Raw genomic sequence first — 19,033 nt, forward strand, 5'->3', positions numbered from 1 at the left:
CTCACAGCGCCCGGAGGCCGTTGATCACGTCGCGCAGAATACTCTCGTCCGGCAGTTCGGCAGGGGGAACGGGCCGGTTCACGTGGACGGATTCGAGGTCGACGAGATCGCCGACGAGGACGCGCACCACTCCGATCGGCAGGTCGAGTTCCGCCGCGAGTTCCGCGACCGTCTGCGGAGCGGTACGGCACAGTTCGACGATGTCCACGTGTTCCGGGGAGAGTGTGGGGTCCGTCTCCGGATCGTCGGCGTCGGGTCGGGTGACGACCACTGCGATCAGGTCGAGGCGGTGCTGGGCCGCACTCGAGGTGCGGCCCCGCGTCATGGCATACGGACGGACCACCGGTCCGGCATCGTCGTCGAACCAGTGGCTTCTTCCCTCGCCGTCAGCGCTCATGCCATCCCACTACCCGCCCGGGGGCAGATCGGTACGCGGTTCGGAGTCCAGATGCGGACCGACCCGCTTCACCAGGAGGGTCATCTCGTAGGCGACCTGCCCGACGTCCGAGTCGGCATCGGCGAATACGGCGAGGCAGCTGCCGTCCCCGGCGGCGGTGACGAACAGGAACGCCTCGTCGAGTTCGACGATGGTCTGGCGGACGCTGCCTGCCTCGAAGTGCCGGCCCACCCCCTTGGCGAGGCTGTGGAACCCGGAGGCGACGGCGGCCAGATGCTCGCTGTCCTCGCGGGTGAGGTCCTGGGAGGCCCCCGTGGCGAGGCCGTCGCCGGAGAGCACGACGGCCTTTCGGATACTCGCGACGCGGGCCACCAGGTCGTCGAGGAGCCAGTTGAGCTCCCCCTTGCCCTCGTCGGCGTGGCCGGTCGTGTGCGGTGCGGTCATCGACCGTCCCCCTTAGTCGTTCCTGGTCGTTCCTGGTGCTGTCCCGCCGGGGGCGTCGTCGCCCGCGGCGTTCTCCTCACGGCCGCGCTGCCAGCCGCGCTGGAGTGAGGCCATGCGGCTGCGCACTTCCTCCGCGTCCCGTTCGACGGGCTGGGATCTCCCCTCGTTCCGTCGTGGCGCGCTTCGTTTGAGCTGAGGGGAGAGGCTGGCCTGCCGTACGCGCCGGGGCAGCGACGCGGTGTCGGCCGGGCCGCCGGCCCCCGTGTCCTGCGGGGCGCTGCCGGAGCCCGGCTCCGCCGCCGGGTCCGCCGCGGAGTGCTCCTGGCGGGCGTCCGCCGCGACCGCGGGGTGTGCGGGGCCTCCCGGGAAGTCACCGGCGGCCGGGGGGACGGGGCCGCCGCCCCGGGCAGGGCCGTGGGGCGCCTGGTCCGCGGGGCGGTCCTCGGCGCGTGCGCCGATCCGGGGACGGGACGCCGCTCCCCGCCGGCGGGCGGGCAGGGGCGGCGGCTTCTCACCGTCGAAGGGTTCCGGGCCCCGGTCCGGCGAAGGTTGCTCACCGCGGCGGCGGGTCGGCGGTACGGGCGCCGGTTCCTGCTCCGGGCGGGTGGACGACGTACCGGTCTCCTGGTCCGTCCGCTCCCGGCGGGCGTGCTCGTCGCCGACAGGGCGTCCGTGGGAGCTGACCAGCTTGGGCGTTCCCCTGCGGGCCGGCGGGAGCGGCACCTGCGCCCGTCCTTCCCTGTCCAGGTCCGGTCCGACGCCGTTGCCCTTGCCGGGGGCCTGCTGTTGGGGCTCGCGGCGGCGGCCCGGCCGCTCGCCCTTGGCGCGGGACGGGGAGCGGTGGTGACCGAACAGGCCGCCGTGCTCGTCATCCTCGTCCGCGGGCGCGCCCGGGTAGTCGTCGAGGGAGTCCAGATCGACGGGGGCCTCGAGTTCGACCGGGCCGTCCAGGAGCGAGGCGGGCAGTCCGGGCAGCTGGGCGGGCACCTGGGAGAGCGCGAGACGGCGGCTGTCCTCCGGCTCCCTGTCCTTGGCGCGCCGGGGCCGGTCGAGACGGAAGCCGACGCCGTTGGTGTCGGGGACGTCGTCGGTGAGGAGCGCGTCCGGGATGAAGACGACCGCGGTGGTACCGCCGTAGGGGGACGGCTGCAGCGAGACCCGGACGTTCTGCCGCTGTGCGAGACGGCTGACCACGAACAGTCCGAGCCGGTCGGTGTCGGAGAGCTCGAACTCCGGTGTCTCGGCGAGCCGCAGGTTGGCGTCGAGCAGCGCCTCGGCGGCCATGCCGAGACCCCGGTCGTGGATCTCCAGGGTGAAGCCGTTGGCCACGCGCTCCCCCAGGACCTGGACGGCGGTGTGCGGCGGGGAGAACACCGTGGCGTTCTCCATGAGTTCGGCCACCAGATGGGTCAGGTCGGCCACGGCGGGGCCGGTGACGGCGACCCGCGGCAGCCGGCGGACCTCGATGCGCTCGTAGTCCTCGACCTCGGCGACGGCGGCGCGCACGACGTCCATGAGCTGGACGGGCTTGCGCCACTGCCGGGAGGGCGCGGCGCCGGACAGGATCACCAGGCCCTCGGCGTGCCGGCGCATGCGGGTGGTGAGGTGGTCCAGGCGGAACAGGTCGGCGAGTTCCTCGGTGTCGTCGGTCCTGCGTTCCATGGTGTCGAGCAGGGTGAGCTGCTTGTGCAGCAGGACCTGGCTGCGACGGGCGAGGTTGACGAAGACCTCCGAGACGCCCGAGCGCAGTTCGGACTGTTTGACAGCCGCCTCCACGGCGGCGCGCTGCAGGGTGTTGAGTGCCTGGCCGACCTCGCCGATCTCGTTCCTGTCGTACTCCAGGCGGGGGACCTCGGTCTCGACGTCCACCTGTTCGCCCGCAGAGAGGCGGCGCATCACACCGGGCAGTCGCACACCGGACGCCTCGTGGGCCTCCAGGCGCAGTTGCCGCAGGTCTCGGATGAGGCCGCGGCCGACACGCACGGACAGGACGAGCGAGACCAGCAGGGCGGCCAGCCCGAGGAGGCCGGCGACGACGGCCTGGGTGATGACGCCCATGGCGACGGGCCGGACACGGTCCTGGTAGCGGTCGGTCGCCTGGTCGTTGAGGGTACCGAGTTCCTCGAGCACATGACCGGCCGCGGTGTCCCAGCTCTTCGCGGTGATCCCGCGGGGCGGTCCGGTGCCCGAGGAGACGGCCGCCTCCTCGGCGACCCGCAGCGGAGCGGACGCCGCGTTCCTCCAGAAGCTCTCGTAGCGGTCCCGTTCCGACGCGGGCAGCTGCGGCAGACCGACGTCGTACAGCAGCGTGCGCTGGGCCATGAAGTCGGAGACGTCACGGACCTCGGAGGGGGAGAGCGTGCCGACGATGAGGGCGGAGCCGAGCAGGGCGTCCTCGCGGGCGAGGAGTTCACGGGCGCGGGCGAGACTGACAAGGGCGCGGTACTGCTTGTCCAGCCCGACGTCGTCGACCACGTGCAAATCGGCCAACAGGATGTAGCACGGGTCAACCAGCCCGTTGTAGAGGTCGAGGGCCTGGGAGCGGTCGACGGTGCCGTCCTCGACACTGCGGCGCAGGGACTCGATGCCCTCGAGGGAGTCCAGTACCGCGTTCAGCGCTTCGGTGTCCTGTCCCATCGCGTCTCGCACATCGGGGTTCGCCGCGTTCTCCCGCACGCTGTCGACCGCCCTGTCGGTGGCGACCCGGCTGCGGCGGAGTGCGGCGAGCCCGTCGGAGGCACGCGGGTCGGCAAGATGGACGAGGGTCTGACGGCGTTCCTGCTGGAGGACGCGGACGGTGTCCTCAACGGGGTACCCGACCTCTTCCATCACCGACGACACATCGAACAGATGGCTTGCCTCACGGCCCGTCAGTACGGTGGTGAAGGCCCAGATCGTCGTCAGGGACACCAGCGGCACGAGAAGCAGCGCCACGATCTTCCGGCGGATGGACTCCCCGCGAAAGCGCATGGCCTCCCCCAGCTCGGCTCCCGGGGCAGCCAGGAGCACACATGTGCGTCAACAAACGGCGCGAGCCTACTACCGCGCCACGGCCAACTCGAAGAGCTCTCCGGAATCCGAACTTCCGCACCGACGGCGAGACATGGTGAGTTGTCCGGGCATTGCGTGAGATTGACTCCCGGTTCACAGGGGGGCCGACGGCCTGGGCCGTAACGCCCGCGGGTAGGGTTTGGCCGATTCCTTTCCTTGCTCGGGAATCTTTGTGACGTGCCGTTCGTCCTTCCCTGGGGGCGATGAGGGCGGAATCGGCCACAGGAGCCACGTCCCGTTATCCGGGCGGCGTAAATCAGTGCAAGCCGGGCAGTCGTTGGGGAGCCGGGTCCTCGCGGATCCAGGGAAGCGGTCTGCCGGCGGTGGGGAGTGACACGTTGATGGGCACGGCGGAGCGGTACAGGTCACCCGAGGGCGACGCGGTGGCACAGGTGGTGGAGCGGCCGGATGCCGGGACTCCGAACCGCGGCGCCCCCGCGGCCGGAAGAGGGGCGGCCGGCACCCAGGACGTTCCGGCGAACGGGAGCGACCGGGTGTCGGCGGGCGTGACCGGGACACCGCCTGCCGGAACGGCCGGTGGGAACGACGCCCGGACCGAGGCCCGCCGACGGCCGAACCACCGGCCGTTGTGGGCCGAGGAGCCCGCGCGGCGGCGCCGGTTGCCGGATCCGGTGCGTACGTCGGCCGTGCGGGCGGTCGTCATCGTCGCGATCACGCTGATTCAGGCCATGGTGGCCTTCCTCTGCACGCTCGCCGGTTCCTGGCTCGCGTTCCCCATGGTCATCAGCAGTGTCGTCAGCACCATCCTGGCCACCTGGGGTGTCCTCGACGTGTGGGTGACCCGCCAGGTCTGGAACCAGCGCAACGGCGTGGTGTCCGCACCCAGCAGCACCGCGCGGGCCCTGCGGCGCGAGCGGCGCCGTGCCCGTCGTCAGGAACGGTCCGCGCAGCGTGCGCAGGCGCGAATACGCCGGCAGGACGGCGGGACCGGTCAGCTGTCCCACCCCTGATCCCGCCCTGCCTCTGCCCCTGGCGCTCCGCCGCCCTACGGGACACGCGGTCAGGCACCGGGCACCGGGCACCGGGGAAAGGCTGCCCGGTCAACCGTTCGCCGGGGCGGGCCTCTTGAACATCCGGGTGGCGGTGATCTCGCTGTGCACGGCTTCCTCTTCGGAGGTCTCCCGGGGCAGGCCCGGCTTCAAGTGCTCCTCGACGCTGATGTACTTGAGGCCCGCTCGCAGGTCGGCGTCGTTCCGCAGGCGGATGACCAGGGGGAACTCCGCGAGGGCTGTCGTGTCGAACAGGCCGGTGGTGTAGAGGAGTTGCACACCGAGCGCGTCGGCCACGGCCCTCTGGAGCTCCAGCAGGTAGGTGGCGTTGGCGCGGCCGATGGGGTTGTCGAGGAACAGGGTCCCGGCGTGCCGGTGCCGGTCGCGGCCCCGGTCGTTGGAGCGCAGCGCGGCCATCGTGCAGTACAGGGCGATGGCGGCGGTGAGCAGCTGCCCTCCGGAGAACACGTCGCCCATCTGCCCGACGGGCACCCGCTCCGCGCGCAGCACCGCGTCCGGTTTGAGGATCTCGACGGCGATGCCCTTCGGCCGGACGGCGGCGGCGACTCCGCGCAGCAGCAGGGACATCCCGTCGCGGCGCAGGTCGGAGTTCTTGCGGACGGCCGCGCGGGTCGCCTCGTCGACGACCTCGCCGAGCCGCTCGGTGAGGGTCGCCTGGTCGGGTTCCTCGAAGCGGATGCGCAGAAATTCCTGCCCGGACCACTCGCCGAGCCCTTCGGGCAGCCGGGACAGCCGCTGGGCGGAGCGCAGAGTGGCGAGGGCCGACTCGACGAGCCCCCTGAGCCGGTCCACGATCGAGTCGCGGTTGCGTTCCAGCTGTGCCAGTTCGTCGGTGAGGACCCGGAGCCGCGGAGCGAAGGCGTCCGCCCACTTCTGGGCGTGCTCGGGCAGCGCGGAGGCGGGCAGTTCGCGGATCTGCTGCCGCGCGGGGGTGCGGACCTGCTCGTAACGTGTGGAGTTGGCGTGCCGGACGAGGATGTCGCTCGCTTCGCGCACCGCGGACTCGGCGGCGGACAGGTCGGCGGCGCAGCCCCGGAGTGACCTGCGGGCTTCCGCGGCGGACCGGCGGGCCTCCTCCGGGTCGCCGGGATAGGGGCCGGGCTGCTCCGGCTCCTCCTCAGAGGCGTGTTCCCGCAGCAGGTCGCGGAGCATGGCGGCGATCTCGTCGAACCCTCCGGCCGCGTCCTCGGCGGCGCGGTGCGCGTCGAGGAGTTCGCCGTGGATCTCCCCGGCGTTGTCCAGCTCCTCCGTCCGGGTGGCCAGTTCGGCCGTGGCTGTACGCAGCAGCGCCTGTGCGTGCTCGGCGTCGCGCGGCACCATCTCCTCGGGAAGCGCGGTGTGCCGGTCGCCGTTCTCGGGCGCCAGCCGCTCGGCCTCGCCGCGCAGCCGCCCGAGCTGCTCGCTCGCGCTCGTCATGCGGGTCTCCAGGAGCTGCACCAGTTCCTCGGCACGGGCGGCGGCGGCCTGCCGACTGGGACCGTCCGAGCCGTCGGGTGATTCGAGCAGCTGCTCCGCGCGGTTGCGGACCTTGTTGCTCAGCCGGTCCAGCTCCGCACGGGCCGCGCTCTCGTCGCTCTCCGCGCGGGCCTGCTCGGCGCGCAGGTCGGCGCCGACTCCGACCTTCTCGTACACCTGGGACGCGGCACGGTAGGCCTCGCGCAGGGCGGGCAGAGAGATCCGCGGCGGCTCCGTGCCGGCCCCGGGCAGGTCGTCGGACACGTCGTCGGGGGCACCGGCGATCTCGGAGCGCTCGGCACGCAGCGCACGCGCGGTGCGCCGGGCGTCGTCGGCGGCCCGCTGTGCGCCGCGCCGGTCCTCGTCGGCGGCCCGCGCTCGCTCCAGGCAAGCCTGGGCGCGGGCCTCCGCCTCGGTGGCGTCGTCGGCCAGTTCGCGCAGACTGGCCTGCCAGCCTGCCCGTTCGCGGAGCCGGAAGGCGAGTCCCGCGAGGGCGTCGGCGGCACGCCTGGCCTTCTGCGCGACCTCCTGGCGCTCGTCGCGCACCCGGGCAGCCTCGGCCGCGGCCTCCTCGGCCTCCGCCCGCACGGCGCGTGCCTCGGCCAGCTCCGCCTCGGCCTCCTGTGCGAAGGCGCGGGCGTCGTGGGCGGCGCGGGCCAGTTCGGTGAGCCGGCCGGCCGGGCAGCCGGTGCGCCAGGAAGTGAGCCGCGCGGTCAGTTCGCGGTCCTTGGCGAGCCGTGCCGCGAGCGCCCGGATCTCCTCGTCTCGTGCGGTCGCACGGGCTCGCAGTGCCTGCCGTTCCTCGTCGGCGGCGTGTTCGTCGTGCATGGCCGGGTTCGGCGGTACGAGGAAGACGTCGCCGGTGTCCGCCTCCGGTGCCGGGGCCGGCGCGAGGAGGGCGGCGGCCGTGCCGACGGCGACCGCGGAGCGGGGCAGCAGGGCGGCGTCGCTCAGGACCTCGCGGGCGCGGGTGTGGGAGTCCGGATCGGTGATGACAACGCCGTCTACCAGTTCGGGTCGGGCGGCGAGCACGCGCGCGTGGTCGGCGGGGTCGACGGCCTGGGCGAGGTAGCGCCAGCCGGGCAGGGCGGGGATGCCGTGCTCGCCGAGGAACTCGACCGTGGCCAGCACGTCCGGCCCCGGCGGCAGCAGTCCGCCGTCGCCGAGGGCACCCAGGATGCGGGCGTCGTCGGCGGCGGCGGTGCGCAGTTCGAACAGCTGCCGTTCGGCGGAGGAGACCGCCTCCTCGAGCAGTTCGCGCAGGTCGTCGGCGAAGCGGTCCAGTTCCGTGGCGGTGAGGGCGCCTTCGGTGACGGGGACGCCGCCCGGTTCGGTGTCCGTGTCGGGGCGGGGCCCCGGAACGGACGGGCGGGTCCCGGTGCCGGCCAGGCCGAGCAGTTCGGCCGGGCGCTCCTCGGCGGCCAGCGCCTGGGCGGTGCGCAGTTCGCCCTCGTGGGCGCGGCCGGCCGCCGTGGCCGCGTCTGCCGCGCGGGCGGCGGTGAGTTCTGCGCGGGCCTCGCCCGCGGCGGCCTCGCGCGCGTGCTCGGTCGCCCGGTGGGAGGTCTCACGGGCCGCGTCCCAGGCGGCGACCGCGGTCTTCTCCGCGTCGCTGGCCGCGAGGGCGGCGCGGGCCGGGTCGGCGTCGGGGGCGCTGTCGTCGAGCCAGCCGGCCCGGACGGCCTCGGTGGTCTCCTGTTCGACCTCGGCGAGCCGCTGCCGGAGGTGGCCGATCTCGCTGCGGGCGCGCTGGGTCTCGGTCGCGGCGGAGGTGGCGTCGCGGTGGGCCGTGTCGCTGACCTCCTGGAGAGCGGCGGACCGCTCCTCCTCCTCGTTGGCGAGGTTCTCGGCGTTCCGGGCGGCCGTGTGCAGGGCACGTACGAGGTCGACGGCGGCCTTGGCGCGGGCGGCGAGAGCCGGCGCCGCGTCCCGCTCGGCCTCCTGGATCGCGGCGGAGACCCTGGCGACCCTGTCTGCGGCGGCCCGGTGGCGCAGCGCCGTCTCGGCGGCCTGCCAGGCCGCGTACAGGGTCCGTGCGTCGGCGAGTTCACGCTTCTGGGCCGCGGCGGACTTCTCGGTCGCGGCCAGAGCCAGGGAGGCGTGCCGGTAGGCGATCTCCGCGGAGATCAGCGCGCTGTGCTCGCGCTCCGCCCCGGCCCTGGTCACGGTGTGGGCGGCGGCGGTGACCCGGTGGGCGAGGTCGGCGGCGCGGACGCGTTCCTGGTGGCCGCGCGCGGAGAGCCTGCGGGCCAGGGTGCGGGTGCGGCGCTCGGCGGCGGTGTGGATCTCGCGCGCCCGGGTGCGGGCGCCGGCGGCTTCGACGATCCGGCCGAGCAGTTCGACGGACCCGGCGGTGAAGTCCCGTTCGGCGATCAGCTCGGCGCGTCGGCCCAGCTTGTTGCCGAAGCCGCCGACCAGGTCGGCGAGTCCGTCGGTGTCACGGGTGTCGGTGACCGCGCGCAGCAGCAGGTCGGTGAAGTCGGAGTCCTTCTTGACCGCGAAGAGGCCGGCGGCCTCGCCCTCGTCGGCGTTCATCTCCCGCTGGTAGCGGAAGAGTTCGGGGTCGAGTCCCAGCTCGCCGAGGTGCTCGGTCCAGCGCTCATGGGTCTCTTCCCAGTGCACCTCCAGATGCGGATACGTCCTGCCCGCCTCCGTGAGCGCGTCCCGGAAGCCCTTCATGGTGCGGCGGCGGCCCCGCGCCCCCGACTGCCCGTCGGCGGGCGGCCGTACGGAGGTGGCCTCGGCGACGGGAAGGTTGTCCAGGCTGAGCCCCGGGCCGGGCCGCAGGGAGTACCAGGCCTCGGCGAACTTCCTCGGGTCGTTGGAGACCTGGCGCCCGCGCCATTCGCTGACCTTGCCGACGACGACGCACTCTCCGGTCAGCACGTGCTGCCACTCCAGGGCCACATGGCCGCAGTCGTCGGCCAGCAAGAACTTGCGCAGCACACCGGAACTGGCACCGCCGAGGGTGTTGCGGTGGCCCGGGAGCATCACGGAGAAGATCAGTTTCAGGAGGACGGACTTGCCGCCGCCGTTCTCCAGGAAAAGCACCCCGGCGGGTGCGGGCCGGCGGGGCGGGCCGACGGGCTCCTCCGCGAAGAACTCCGCCTGCGTCGGCGCGGGTTGCGGCACGGTCTCACCGACACCGCGCAGGTCAAGCACGGTGTCGGCGTAGCGCGCACCGGCGGGTCCGATGGAGTAGAGGCGGACCCGGGACAGCTCGTACATGGCGGACTCTCGAAGTCTTCGGCAGGTCGGGGTGGCTCGGAGGGAGGGAAGGGGGACGGAGGGCAGGGGCGGGGATGCGAGAGCGGGCGACTGGGCCTCGGTGCCGGCGGGGTCGGCGGCTCAGGTGGAGTGGAAGGGCAGTCCTGCGTCGGCCACCAGGTCCAGGTCCTCTCCGCTGTCCGCGGGCAGCAGGGTCGGGGTGCCGTCGGTGACCGGGACGACGCCCAGCTCCAGCAGCTCGGCCAGGGCCGCGCTGCCGGCCAGGTCGCGCACCTGGAGCTGGTAGCGGGCCGTTGTGCGGTAGGTGCCGCCGTTGTCGTCGCCGGTGCGTTGCAGGAAGCCGGAGTCGGTGAGGAAGGTGACGGCCTTGGCGACGATGCCGGTGGTCGAGCCCGCGAGCCTGCGTGCGTCCTTGGTGGCGCCGGTCGCGCTGCGTCTCGCCCAGATCCGCCAGGCCGTCTCCAGCCCGGGGGCGTCACTGGCCGGGTCGGTGTTCTCGCCCTGCTCCGCGGCCCGCTCCTCGAGCCGGTGGCAGGTCTGGCGCACGAAGGCGTCGACGCCGTTGACGGTGACCCGCCCGATGTAGCCGTCGTCGGCGAGGTCCTCGGGGCGCGGGAACGCCATGACGGCGACGGCGAGGTGCGCGAGTCCGTGCAGGAACCTGTCCCCGCCGTCGGCGGAGGTGCGCCGCGCGTAGTCGCCCATGCGGACGGCGAAGACCGAGTCCTCTGCGGCGGTCACCGCCATCCCCGCGCGCGGGGACACCTCCAGGACGATCAGCCCGAGGCCGGTGGCCACGGCGTCGGCTAGCCGCGCGAACGGCGGGTCCTCGCGGTAGCGGCGCAGCAGATCCGCGTACTCCTGGTCGCGGGCCGGCTGGAGCTTGGGCTGGAGGCCGAAGGCGACAAGGCGTGCCGCGTCGGCGGCGTCGGCGGGGGTGACGGACCCGCCCGCCGGTGCGGCGGAGGGCTCCTCCGCCCCGCTCCACTCGGCATCCTCGGTCACGGACACGGGTCCTCCTCGCACGGGACAACGACGGGGGCGGCAGAAACGACGGGAAGGCCGGTGAAGGCGCCGCGGACCGCGCGGACCGTACGAGCGGCACGGCCCGTGCCGACAGCGCGGAACACACGGACGGCTGTCCCGGGGCCGTCGGCCGGGACCGGTGGCCGGATCCCCCGCGAGAGCGTCATCACGCCGCCTCCGTCCGGTCCGCCGCCATGCCCGCCGCGTCGAGCAGGGCCGTGCCGACGATGAGGTCGGCGCCGCCGAACTCGGGATCGTCCAGCTCGACACCGTCGTCCACCGCGAAGAGCAGCCGCCGCTCACCCTGGCGGTAGGCGGTGCCGACCGGCGGGCTGGCGGCGTGGACCGCCAGCAGTGCCACCAGGTACGGCAGGCCGGGGTCCTGACGGCGTGCCTCGGCGAGCAGTCCGGACAGCCGGCGGGGCGCGTCGGCCGGCAGTTCCAGCAGTGTGGTCGCGGCCGCCAGCTGCTCCTCGGTGAAACGGCTGTCGTCCGGCGTGGCGATCAGGTCGGGTTCCGGCATCTCGGCACCCAGGTGCTCCCGCTCCACCGGCGGGGTCAGCAGGATGTCGACGAGGTCGGCGGCCCGGACGGACACCGGTGTACGCAGTCCGGTGCCGCGGGCGAAGAAGGCGTCGGTGACCCGGACCGCCTGCTCCAGGGGCAGTGGGAGCAGCGGCGCCAGGAGGTGTCCGTAGAGGTCCGTGCCCGAGGACGACGCGGGGGTGGCGAAGGCCTGCCGGTCCTGTTCGGCGCGGAACAGCGGACCGGCCTCCAGCAGCCGGGACTGCAGCTGGGTGTGCCTGCGGATGCAGTCCTTGACGATGTCCACCAGTTCGGCGGCCCTGCGCTTGTGCTCCGGGTCCTCCGACTCGTCGCGGGCTCTGCGGATGTTGGTGAGGATCGCGTTCTCGTGGCGGTACCGGTCCGCGACGTGGTCCAGGGCCTCGGCGATCATGTCCGGGACGGCGCTCAGCCAGTCCACCGCGCGCACATTGCGCCGGGTGGCGTCCAGCGCGCGTCGCAGGGACTCGGAGTACTGCACGGTCCGGTAGCGGGCCTGCTCGGCGGCGAGCTGGGCGTCGGCGAGCCTGCCGCGGCTGATGAGTACCTCGAGTTTGACCTCGGCGGCGATCTGGGCGCTGGTGACGTCGGTGTCCAGGGCGCCGACCAGGACGTTGACCGCCTCGTCCGTGGTGCGGAGGTAGACCGTGCCGCCGGGGCCGGGGACCTCCTCGATGAGCTTGAAGTCGTAGTCGCGGCGGACGTAGGTGCCGTCCGCGCCGAACACGCCGTACACCGCGCGGAAGCCGCGGTCGACACTGCCGACGTTGATCAGGTTCTCCAGGACCCAGCGGGCCACCCGCTCGTGCTCACCGGCGGGCCGGCGCGGGGCCTGGGCGGCGATGCGCGGGATGAGCCGGGCCACTATCTGTTCGTGGTCGGCGCCCGTGTCGAAGTCCATGTTCAGCGTGACCAGGTCGATGGCCGCCAGGGCGATCTCCGCCATGCCGTACACCGAGTACTCGCCGGCCAGGTTGGCCTTGCGCGCGTCGAGGTCGTGCAGCGGCGCGGTGCAGGCGAGCGCGCGCAGCCGCCGGGCCAGCCCCTCGTCGGCCGCCGGGCCCAAAGCGGGCCGCGGCCCCGCGCTGAGCTGGGGCGGAGCACTGTCCGTCGATGCTGGTGAGGTCACGGTGCACAGACTAGGTCCTCGGTCTGACAACCACCCAAACGACGCAGATGCGCCACGGTGTCGCGGTTGTCACACCCCCCGTTCCCCCTCCCCCGCCCTGCGCCGGTACACCTCCGCCATGCGCTCGAGCGAGTCGTCCAGGTACCCCGCCAGCAGCGCCTCGGCCTGGTCCCGCTGCCCGGACCGCAGAGCCCGAAGGATGTCCGCATTGCGCGCCATGTACGGTTCGTGGAGCCGACGGGGTTCGTCCACCACGTGGAAGGCGAGCCTCAGTTCGGCGAACACGCTGCGCATCAGCTCGTTCGTGCGTTCACTGCCGGCCAGCGCCACCAGTTCCCGGTGGAAGTGGATGTTGGCCGTACCCACTGCGTTCCAGTCGCCTTCGCGCGCCGCGGCGCGCGCTTTGCGCACCGCGGCGGAGAGCGCGTCGAGTCGGCGGGGCGGCTCCCGGAGCCCTCGCACGACGGCGCACTCGACGAGGCGGCGGGTGCGGTAGATGTCCTCGACGTCCTCGACGGTCAGGACCCGCACGAAGACGCCCCGGTTCAACTCGTGGACGAGCAGGCGCTCGTGGGTGAGCAGCCGGAACGCCTCGCGCAGGGTGTTGCGGGAGACGCCGAGCGCGCCGCCGATGCCGTCCTCCGGCAGACGTGTCCCGGGCGGGAAATACCCCTCGGCGATCCGGCTTCTGAGGATGTCCGAGACCCGTTCGGCGGTGCTGGTGCGGCCCAACAGGGCGCGGTCGCCGGCCAGTCCGCTCAGCTGCTCTGCCATGCCCGGAATTCAATCGCACGGCTGAGGGCCGGACAACACGGGTATTGAAGGATCGTTGAACGATATCTACTGTACTTCCCACGGCCCGGTCCCTCTCCACGGCCCCGGCCCGACGAGGGGAGACGGGCCTTCCATGATCTCGATCGACCTGAACGCCGACCTCGGTGAGGGCTTCGGCCGCTGGCGTCTCACCGACGACGAGCAGCTGCTGTCCGTCGTCACCAGCGCCAACGTGGCCTGCGGCTTCCACGCCGGCGACGCGGCCACCATGCGCCGGGTGTGCGAGCTGGCCGCCGCACGCGGGGTACGGATCGGCGCCCAGGTCTCCTACCGGGACCTCGCGGGCTTCGGACGGCGCGCGATGGATGTGCCGTCCGCCGAACTGGCGGCCGAAGTGGCCTACCAGATCGGCGCCCTGGAGGTGTTCGCACGCGCGGCGGGGGCCCGCGTGGCCTACGTCAAACCGCACGGGGCGCTCTACAACCGGGTCGTGCGCGACGAGGACCAGGCCGGAGCGGTCGTCGACGGGGTGCTTCTCGCCGACGCCGCGCTGCCCGTCCTCGGCCTGCCCGGGTCGCGCCTGCTGGAGCTGGCCGGGAAGGCGGGGCTGCCTGTCGTCCCGGAGGCGTTCGCCGACCGCGCGTACGGCGACGAGGGCACGTTGGTGCCCCGCCACCAGGAGGGCGCCTTGGTGAGCGACCCGGAGGCCGTCGTGGCGCGCTCGGTGGACCTGGCCCGGTCCCAGGAGGTCGACGCGCACTCGGGGCGGCGCATCGTGGTGCGGGCACGTTCCCTGTGCCTGCACGGTGACACCCCCGGAGCGGTGGAGCTGGCCCGACGGGTCCGCACGCGCCTGGAGGCGTCGGGCGTCCGGGTGGAGGCGTTCACATGAGGGTTCTGCCCGTCGGTGCGGACGCCCTGCTCGTCGAGGTCGCCTCGGACGGCGAGGCGCAGGCGCTCCATTCCGCGTTGCTGCGACGCCGGGCGGAGGGCTCGCTGCCGGTCGGCGAGATCGTTCCGGCGGCGCGCACGGTACTGCTCGACGGCCTGGCGGACCCCGGCCGGCTGGCCGCCGAGCTGACGGCCGTGGCGTTGCCGCCCGTGCCCTCGCGCGCGGGGGAGACGGTCAGGGTCCCGGTGCGCTACGACGGCCCGGACCTGGCCGCCGTCGCGGCGCACTGGGGCGTCACCGCGCGGGAGGCGGCCCGTATCCACGCGGGTACCGAGTTCCGTGTCGCCTTCTGCGGTTTCGCGCCCGGCTTCGGCTATCTCACGGGGCTGCCGAGCCATTTCGGCGTGCCGCGCCGGGCGACCCCGCGTACCTCGGTGCCGAAGGGCTCGGTGGCGCTGGCGGGTTCCTACACGGGCGTGTACCCGCGGTCGTCGCCGGGCGGCTGGCAGCTGATCGGTACCACGGACCTGGTGCTGTGGGACCCCGACCGGGCCCCTGCGGCACTCCTCTCCCCCGGCACCCTTGTGCGCTTCGTCCCGGTGGAACCGTCGCGGCCCACGGGCGTACGGGGGAACCGGAACGCGCCGAGACCCGCAAAAGCCCCGAAAGCGCCCGGCCCCCCGGACACTCCATGTCCCACGAACACGTCAGAACCGGCCGTATGACGGGCCGTGCGCTCGTCGTCGTACGGGCGGGAGCCCTGAGCACCGTGCAGGACCGCGGGCGCCCCGGGCACGCCCATCTCGGGGTGCCCCGCTCCGGCGCCCTGGACGGACCCGCCGCAGCCCTCGCCAACCGGCTGGCCGGCAATCCGCCCGACGCCGCGGTCCTGGAGACCACCCTCACCGGCTGCGCCGTACGCCCCCGCGCGGAAGTGGTCGTCGCGGTCGGTGGTGCCCCCTGCCCCGTCACCGTGGACGGCCGTCCGGCCGCCTGGGGCGCACCGGTGCGCGTCGGCGCCGGAGCGCTGCTGGACGTCGGGGCCGCGGTCGCCGGCGTGCGCGCCTATGTGGCCGTCTCCGGGGGGATCGCCGTCGAGCCGGTGCTCGGCAGCCGCTCCACCGACCTGCTCTCGGGCCTCGGTCCGGCGCCCCTCGCGGACGGCGCCGTCCTCCCTCTGGGGGCGCCGCGCGGTCTCCTCACGCGCGTGGATGTCGCCCCGCAGCCGGCGCCCCCGGACGAGCTGGTCCTGCGGGTGACACCGGGGCCGCGCGACGACTGGTTCACCCCGGAAGCGCTACGGACCCTGACCTCCCGCGCGTATCACGTCTCCCCCGCGAGCAACCGCATCGGGCTGCGCACGGTCGGCCCCTCTCTGGAGCGGGCCCGGCCGGACGAACTGCCCAGCGAGGGCATGGTGCTGGGCGCGGTGCAGGTTCCGCCGGACGGCAGGCCGGTGGTGTTCCTGGCCGACCACCCGACCACCGGGGGCTATCCGGTGATCGCGGTGGTCCGCCCCGCCGACCTCCCGGCCGCCGCTCAGGCCGTCCCCGGCACCCCGGTCCGCTTCACCGCGGTAGGGCGCCGCTGAATCCCTGGGAGGTGCCCGGTCGTTGCTCCACCGCCGACAGGGCGGCCAGTGCCGCCGACACCGAGGCGGAGGCCCGCAGGTCGAGCCGGATGCTCGTGCCCCGCGCGCGGTGCCGCAGTTCGTCGGCGGCGAGCGTGAGGAGCTGGGGCAGCAGGTCGGTGCACCGGCGGGCCACCCATCCGGTGCCGGCCGTGGCCATCCACCACAGGCTCGCCCCCGGGGTGGGTGCCGGGGACTGCGGCTCCGGCGAGGGCGCCGGTCCGGCCGCGAGGCCACGTTCCGCCAGCAGTGCGTGGAACCTCAGTGCCAGTTGACGGTGCCCCCGCTCGCCGGGATGCATCCGGTCCACGCTCCACATCGCGCGGTCGGTGACCCAGTCGCCCTCACCGGCGTGCAGGTGGACCGCGCCGTACCGGTCGGACAGTGTGTGGACGACGGTGTTGACCGCACGCTGCCGCCGGGCCAGCGGCCTGGCCAGTGCCCCGGGCAGGCCCATGACGCCACCGGGGTCGGGCAGGCACGCGGTGAGCAGCACGGCACCCTGGTCGGTGCAGGCCGCGTACACCTGGTCCAGTCGTCCGGCGACGGCGTGGATGTCGAAGCTCTGGCGCAGGGTGTCGTTGACCCCGACGACGACCGAGACCAGTTCGGGCCCCAGGGCCAGTGCCACGGGCAGCTGCGCTTCGAGCACGTCACGCGTCTGCGCCCCGCTCCTCGCGAGGTTGGTGAACCGCGCGGGCTGCTCGCCGAGCGACCCGGCGAGCAGCGCGGCCCAGCCCCGCCATCCGCCCGCGGTGCGATCCCCCACGCCCTCGGTCAGTGAGTCTCCGAGGGCCACGAAGCGCACGGGGCTCACAGCGGGCCTCCCGGCAGCGCCGCGGGCACGTACCGGACCGGCACCACGTCCTCCCGTCCGTTCTCCAGGGTGCTCTCCCGCACGCCGCCTCGTACGGACGCCTGCCGCGGGGCCTCGTGGGCGTCGAGGAAGGCCGTCACCGCCGCCTCCCACCCGAAGCGTTCCGCACGCGCGCGTGCCACCTCGCGCCGTTCCGTCTCCGGCCGTTCCAGCAGGAGTTCGACGGCGTCCGCGAACGACTCGCCCCGGTCTTTGGCAATCGCCCCGGCGGTGCCGAGCACCTCGGGCAGCGCGGACGAGGTACTCGCCACCACTGGCGTCCCGCAGGCCATCGCCTCCAGCGCGGCGAGCCCGAAGGTCTCCGCCGGTCCCGGCGCCAGGCACACGTCGGCACAGGCCTGGAGGGCGCCGAGGAACGTCCGGTCGAGGACGTGGCCCAGGAAGACGACGGGCAGTCCGCGTTCCCGCGCGCGCTGTTCGAGCCGCGTCCGCAGCGGACCGTCCCCGGCCACCACCAGCACCGCCTGCCGTCCACGCCGCCGCAGCGCCTCGAGCGCGTCCAGCGCCGTACCGGGCCGCTTCTCCACGGACAGCCGGGTGCAGGTCACCAGCAGTGTCTCCGCCGCGCGCGCGAAGCGGGCCCGCACCGAGGGGTCGCGCAGCGCCGGGTGCCGCTCCGTCAGGTCGACACCGAGCGGCGCCCGTACGACGTTGCGGGCGCCGATCCGGGCGAACTCCCGCTCGGCGAACTCGGTGGTGCACACGACGCGCGCGTAGGTGTGGGCGGTACGGATGTTGAGGGTGTCGGCGGTGCGCCGTGCGACCGCCTCCGGCACGCCCCAGGTGCGCAGCACGCCGTCGGCGGTCTCGTGGGAGACCATGACCGCGGGCACCCGCGCCCGCCGCGCCCATCTCCCGGTCCAGCGCAGGGTCGTACGGTCGGACACCTCGAGCCGGTCGGGCGCCAGTTCCTCGAGCAGGGCGGTCAGCCGCCGCTTGTCGGTGAGGACGCGGTAGCCGCCGGTGCCGGGCAACAGCGGTCCCGGCAGGGTGATCACCCGCCCCTGCTCGGTCTGCCGGTCGTCCGCCCGGTCGCCGGGGACGATGAGCACGGATTCGTGCCCCGCCGCCCGGTAGCCCTTGCCGAGCTCCCGCAGGGCGGTGCGCAGTCCGCCGGAGGCCGGTGCGACGAAGTTCGCGAGCCGTACGATCCGCAGCGGGCCTTCGGCCCCCCGGGTGCCGTCCGCCGGCACCGGGCGGACCGCCGGGCCCCCTGCGGGCGGGACGCCGGTCGGCCGAGCGCCCGTTCCCACGGTGGCGTTCATGCCGCCACCGCCGTCCGGCGCCCGGCGAGCACGTCCGCGTAGTGGCCGATCAGCTGGTCCCCGACGGCGGCCCAGGTACGTCCCTCGACCATGGCGCGTCCCGCCGCCCCGTAGGAGGCCCGCAGTCCGGGGTCCGCGGCCAGGGACCACACCGCGTCCCGGACCGCGGCGGCGTCGCGCGGCGGCACCAGGAATCCGGTTCGCCCGTGGACGACCAGGTCCAGCGGGCCGCCCACGGCGGGCGCCACCACGGGTACGCCGCTCGCCATGGCCTCCTGCACGGTCTGGCAGAAGGTCTCGAAGGGGCCCGTGTGGGTGAAGACGTCCAGCGAGGCGAAGATGCGGGCGAGTTCGTCGCCGGTGCGGCGCCCCAGGAAGACCGCGCCGGGCATGGCCTGTTCCAGGCTCGGCCGGCTCGGTCCGTCGCCCACGACGACGACCCGTACTCCGGGCAGGGTGCTCGCCCCGGCCAGCAGCTCGACCTGCTTCTCGGGGGCGAGCCGGCCGACGTACCCGACGATCAGCTCGCCGTTCGGGGCGAGTTCCCGGCGCAGCGCCTCGTCGCGCAGACCGGGCCGGAAGCGGACGGTGTCCACGCCGCGCGGCCACAGCTTGACCCTGGGGACGCCATGCGCCCGGAGGTCGCTCTGTGCGGCGCCGGACGGGGCGAGGGTGAGGTCGGCGGCCGAGTGCACGGACCTGATACGGCGCCAGGCCGTGGCCTGACCGGCACCCATGTACGTGCGGGCGTAGCCGGCGAGATCGGTCTGGTAGACGGCGACGGCGGGCAGGCCGAGACGCGAGGCCGACGCCATGCCGCGTACCCCGAGCACGAAAGGGCTGGCCAGGTGGACGAGGTCGGCCCCGTGCTCGGCGATCGCCGCGGCGACGCGTCGGCTGGGGAGAGCGACGCGGACCTGCGGGTAGCCCGGGAGCGGAAGGGAGGGGACCCGGACGACGGGACACGGAGCCTGGCCGTCGGGCTCGTGGTCCGCGGTGGCGGGGGCGACGACGACAGGGGTGTGACCGCGGTCGACGAGGTGCCGGGCGGTCTGGAGCGCGCAGTGGGCCACGCCGTTCACATCGGGGGGAAAGGATTCGGTCACGATGACGACTCGCATACGGGTGTTCTCGCCGCACCGGACGTGGCCACGTCAACGTGGATCTTTCCGGTGGGGGAACGTCCCGTGAGCGTTGCCCCGCGCCCCCACGCGGGCCGAACGCCGTCCATGCGCGCCTGACCCGCGGGTCGTCCCTTGTTCACACTGCGCGC

14 protein-coding genes are annotated in these 19,033 nt (G+C 74.0%); 4 read left to right on the forward strand and 10 right to left on the reverse strand.

Features of this window, described 5'->3' with window-relative positions; all coding sequences use genetic code 11:
- Position 1 precedes the first annotated feature (1 nt).
- From ACWZEH_RS04545 to ACWZEH_RS04555, 3 genes are read right to left on the reverse strand one after another with little or no spacing between them, the layout of a single operon-like run.
- Positions 2–397, reverse strand: a complete 396-nt coding sequence (locus ACWZEH_RS04545) for a DUF742 domain-containing protein (protein WP_456195824.1) — start codon at positions 395–397, stop codon at positions 2–4.
- Positions 398–406: 9 nt separating this feature from the next.
- Positions 407–841 (reverse strand): roadblock/LC7 domain-containing protein, encoded by a 435-nt coding sequence (locus tag ACWZEH_RS04550; protein ID WP_456195826.1) that lies wholly within the window; start codon positions 839–841, stop codon positions 407–409.
- Between the two features lie 12 nt (positions 842–853).
- Positions 854–3,811 carry a sensor histidine kinase gene (locus ACWZEH_RS04555; protein WP_456195827.1) on the reverse strand — a complete coding sequence of 986 codons (2,958 nt, stop codon included), beginning with the start codon at positions 3,809–3,811 and terminating at the stop codon, positions 854–856.
- 422 nt (positions 3,812–4,233) lie between these two features.
- Between ACWZEH_RS04555 and ACWZEH_RS04560 the strand changes: the two genes are divergently transcribed.
- Entirely contained in the window at positions 4,234–4,863 is a 630-nt protein-coding gene (locus ACWZEH_RS04560) for a hypothetical protein (RefSeq protein ID WP_456195829.1), read from the forward strand.
- 90 nt (positions 4,864–4,953) lie between these two features.
- On the opposite strand, the gene ACWZEH_RS04565 is transcribed toward ACWZEH_RS04560, so the two are convergent.
- The 4 genes from ACWZEH_RS04565 to ACWZEH_RS04580 form a co-directional block, all read right to left on the reverse strand.
- Positions 4,954–9,603, reverse strand: coding sequence for a hypothetical protein (locus tag ACWZEH_RS04565; protein WP_456195830.1), 4,650 nt, complete (start codon positions 9,601–9,603; stop codon positions 4,954–4,956).
- A gap of 120 nt (positions 9,604–9,723) precedes the next feature.
- A complete protein-coding gene (locus ACWZEH_RS04570; protein WP_456199440.1) occupies positions 9,724–10,608 on the reverse strand; it encodes a hypothetical protein in 885 nt (294 codons plus the stop codon).
- Positions 10,609–10,795: 187 nt separating this feature from the next.
- Positions 10,796–12,322 carry a hypothetical protein gene (locus ACWZEH_RS04575; RefSeq protein WP_456195832.1) on the reverse strand — a complete coding sequence of 509 codons (1,527 nt, stop codon included), beginning with the start codon at positions 12,320–12,322 and terminating at the stop codon, positions 10,796–10,798.
- Positions 12,323–12,391: 69 nt separating this feature from the next.
- Entirely contained in the window at positions 12,392–13,096 is a 705-nt protein-coding gene (locus ACWZEH_RS04580; protein WP_456195834.1) for a GntR family transcriptional regulator, read from the reverse strand.
- A 133-nt stretch (positions 13,097–13,229) separates the two neighbouring features.
- Between ACWZEH_RS04580 and ACWZEH_RS04585 the strand changes: the two genes are divergently transcribed.
- From ACWZEH_RS04585 to ACWZEH_RS04595, 3 genes are read left to right on the forward strand one after another with little or no spacing between them, the layout of a single operon-like run.
- The gene (locus ACWZEH_RS04585; RefSeq protein ID WP_456195836.1) at positions 13,230–13,988 is read left to right on the forward strand and encodes a LamB/YcsF family protein; all 759 of its coding nucleotides are present in this window, start codon (positions 13,230–13,232) and stop codon (positions 13,986–13,988) included.
- Positions 13,985–14,713, forward strand: a complete 729-nt coding sequence (locus tag ACWZEH_RS04590; protein WP_456195838.1) for a 5-oxoprolinase subunit B family protein — start codon at positions 13,985–13,987, stop codon at positions 14,711–14,713. Before ACWZEH_RS04585 ends, ACWZEH_RS04590 begins: the two co-directional genes overlap by 4 nt.
- Entirely contained in the window at positions 14,710–15,579 is an 870-nt protein-coding gene (locus tag ACWZEH_RS04595; RefSeq protein WP_456195840.1) for a 5-oxoprolinase subunit C family protein, read from the forward strand. The genes ACWZEH_RS04590 and ACWZEH_RS04595 overlap by 4 nt, the downstream gene beginning before the upstream one ends.
- Here the strand turns inward: ACWZEH_RS04595 and ACWZEH_RS04600 are convergent.
- Genes ACWZEH_RS04600 through ACWZEH_RS04610 form a run of 3 tightly spaced genes read right to left on the reverse strand, consistent with a single transcriptional unit; the run spans position 15,557 to position 18,881 of the window.
- The gene (locus ACWZEH_RS04600) at positions 15,557–16,435 is read right to left on the reverse strand and encodes an SGNH/GDSL hydrolase family protein (protein ID WP_456195842.1); all 879 of its coding nucleotides are present in this window, start codon (positions 16,433–16,435) and stop codon (positions 15,557–15,559) included. The two genes, ACWZEH_RS04595 and ACWZEH_RS04600, sit on opposite strands and share 23 nt — an antisense overlap.
- Entirely contained in the window at positions 16,432–17,760 is a 1,329-nt protein-coding gene (locus ACWZEH_RS04605; protein WP_456195844.1) for a glycosyltransferase, read from the reverse strand. Before ACWZEH_RS04605 ends, ACWZEH_RS04600 begins: the two co-directional genes overlap by 4 nt.
- Positions 17,757–18,881, reverse strand: coding sequence for a glycosyltransferase family 4 protein (locus ACWZEH_RS04610; RefSeq protein WP_456195846.1), 1,125 nt, complete (start codon positions 18,879–18,881; stop codon positions 17,757–17,759). Before ACWZEH_RS04610 ends, ACWZEH_RS04605 begins: the two co-directional genes overlap by 4 nt.
- Between the last annotated feature and the right edge of the window lie 152 nt (positions 18,882–19,033).

It is taken from the genome of Streptomyces yamdrokensis (assembly GCF_053890455.1).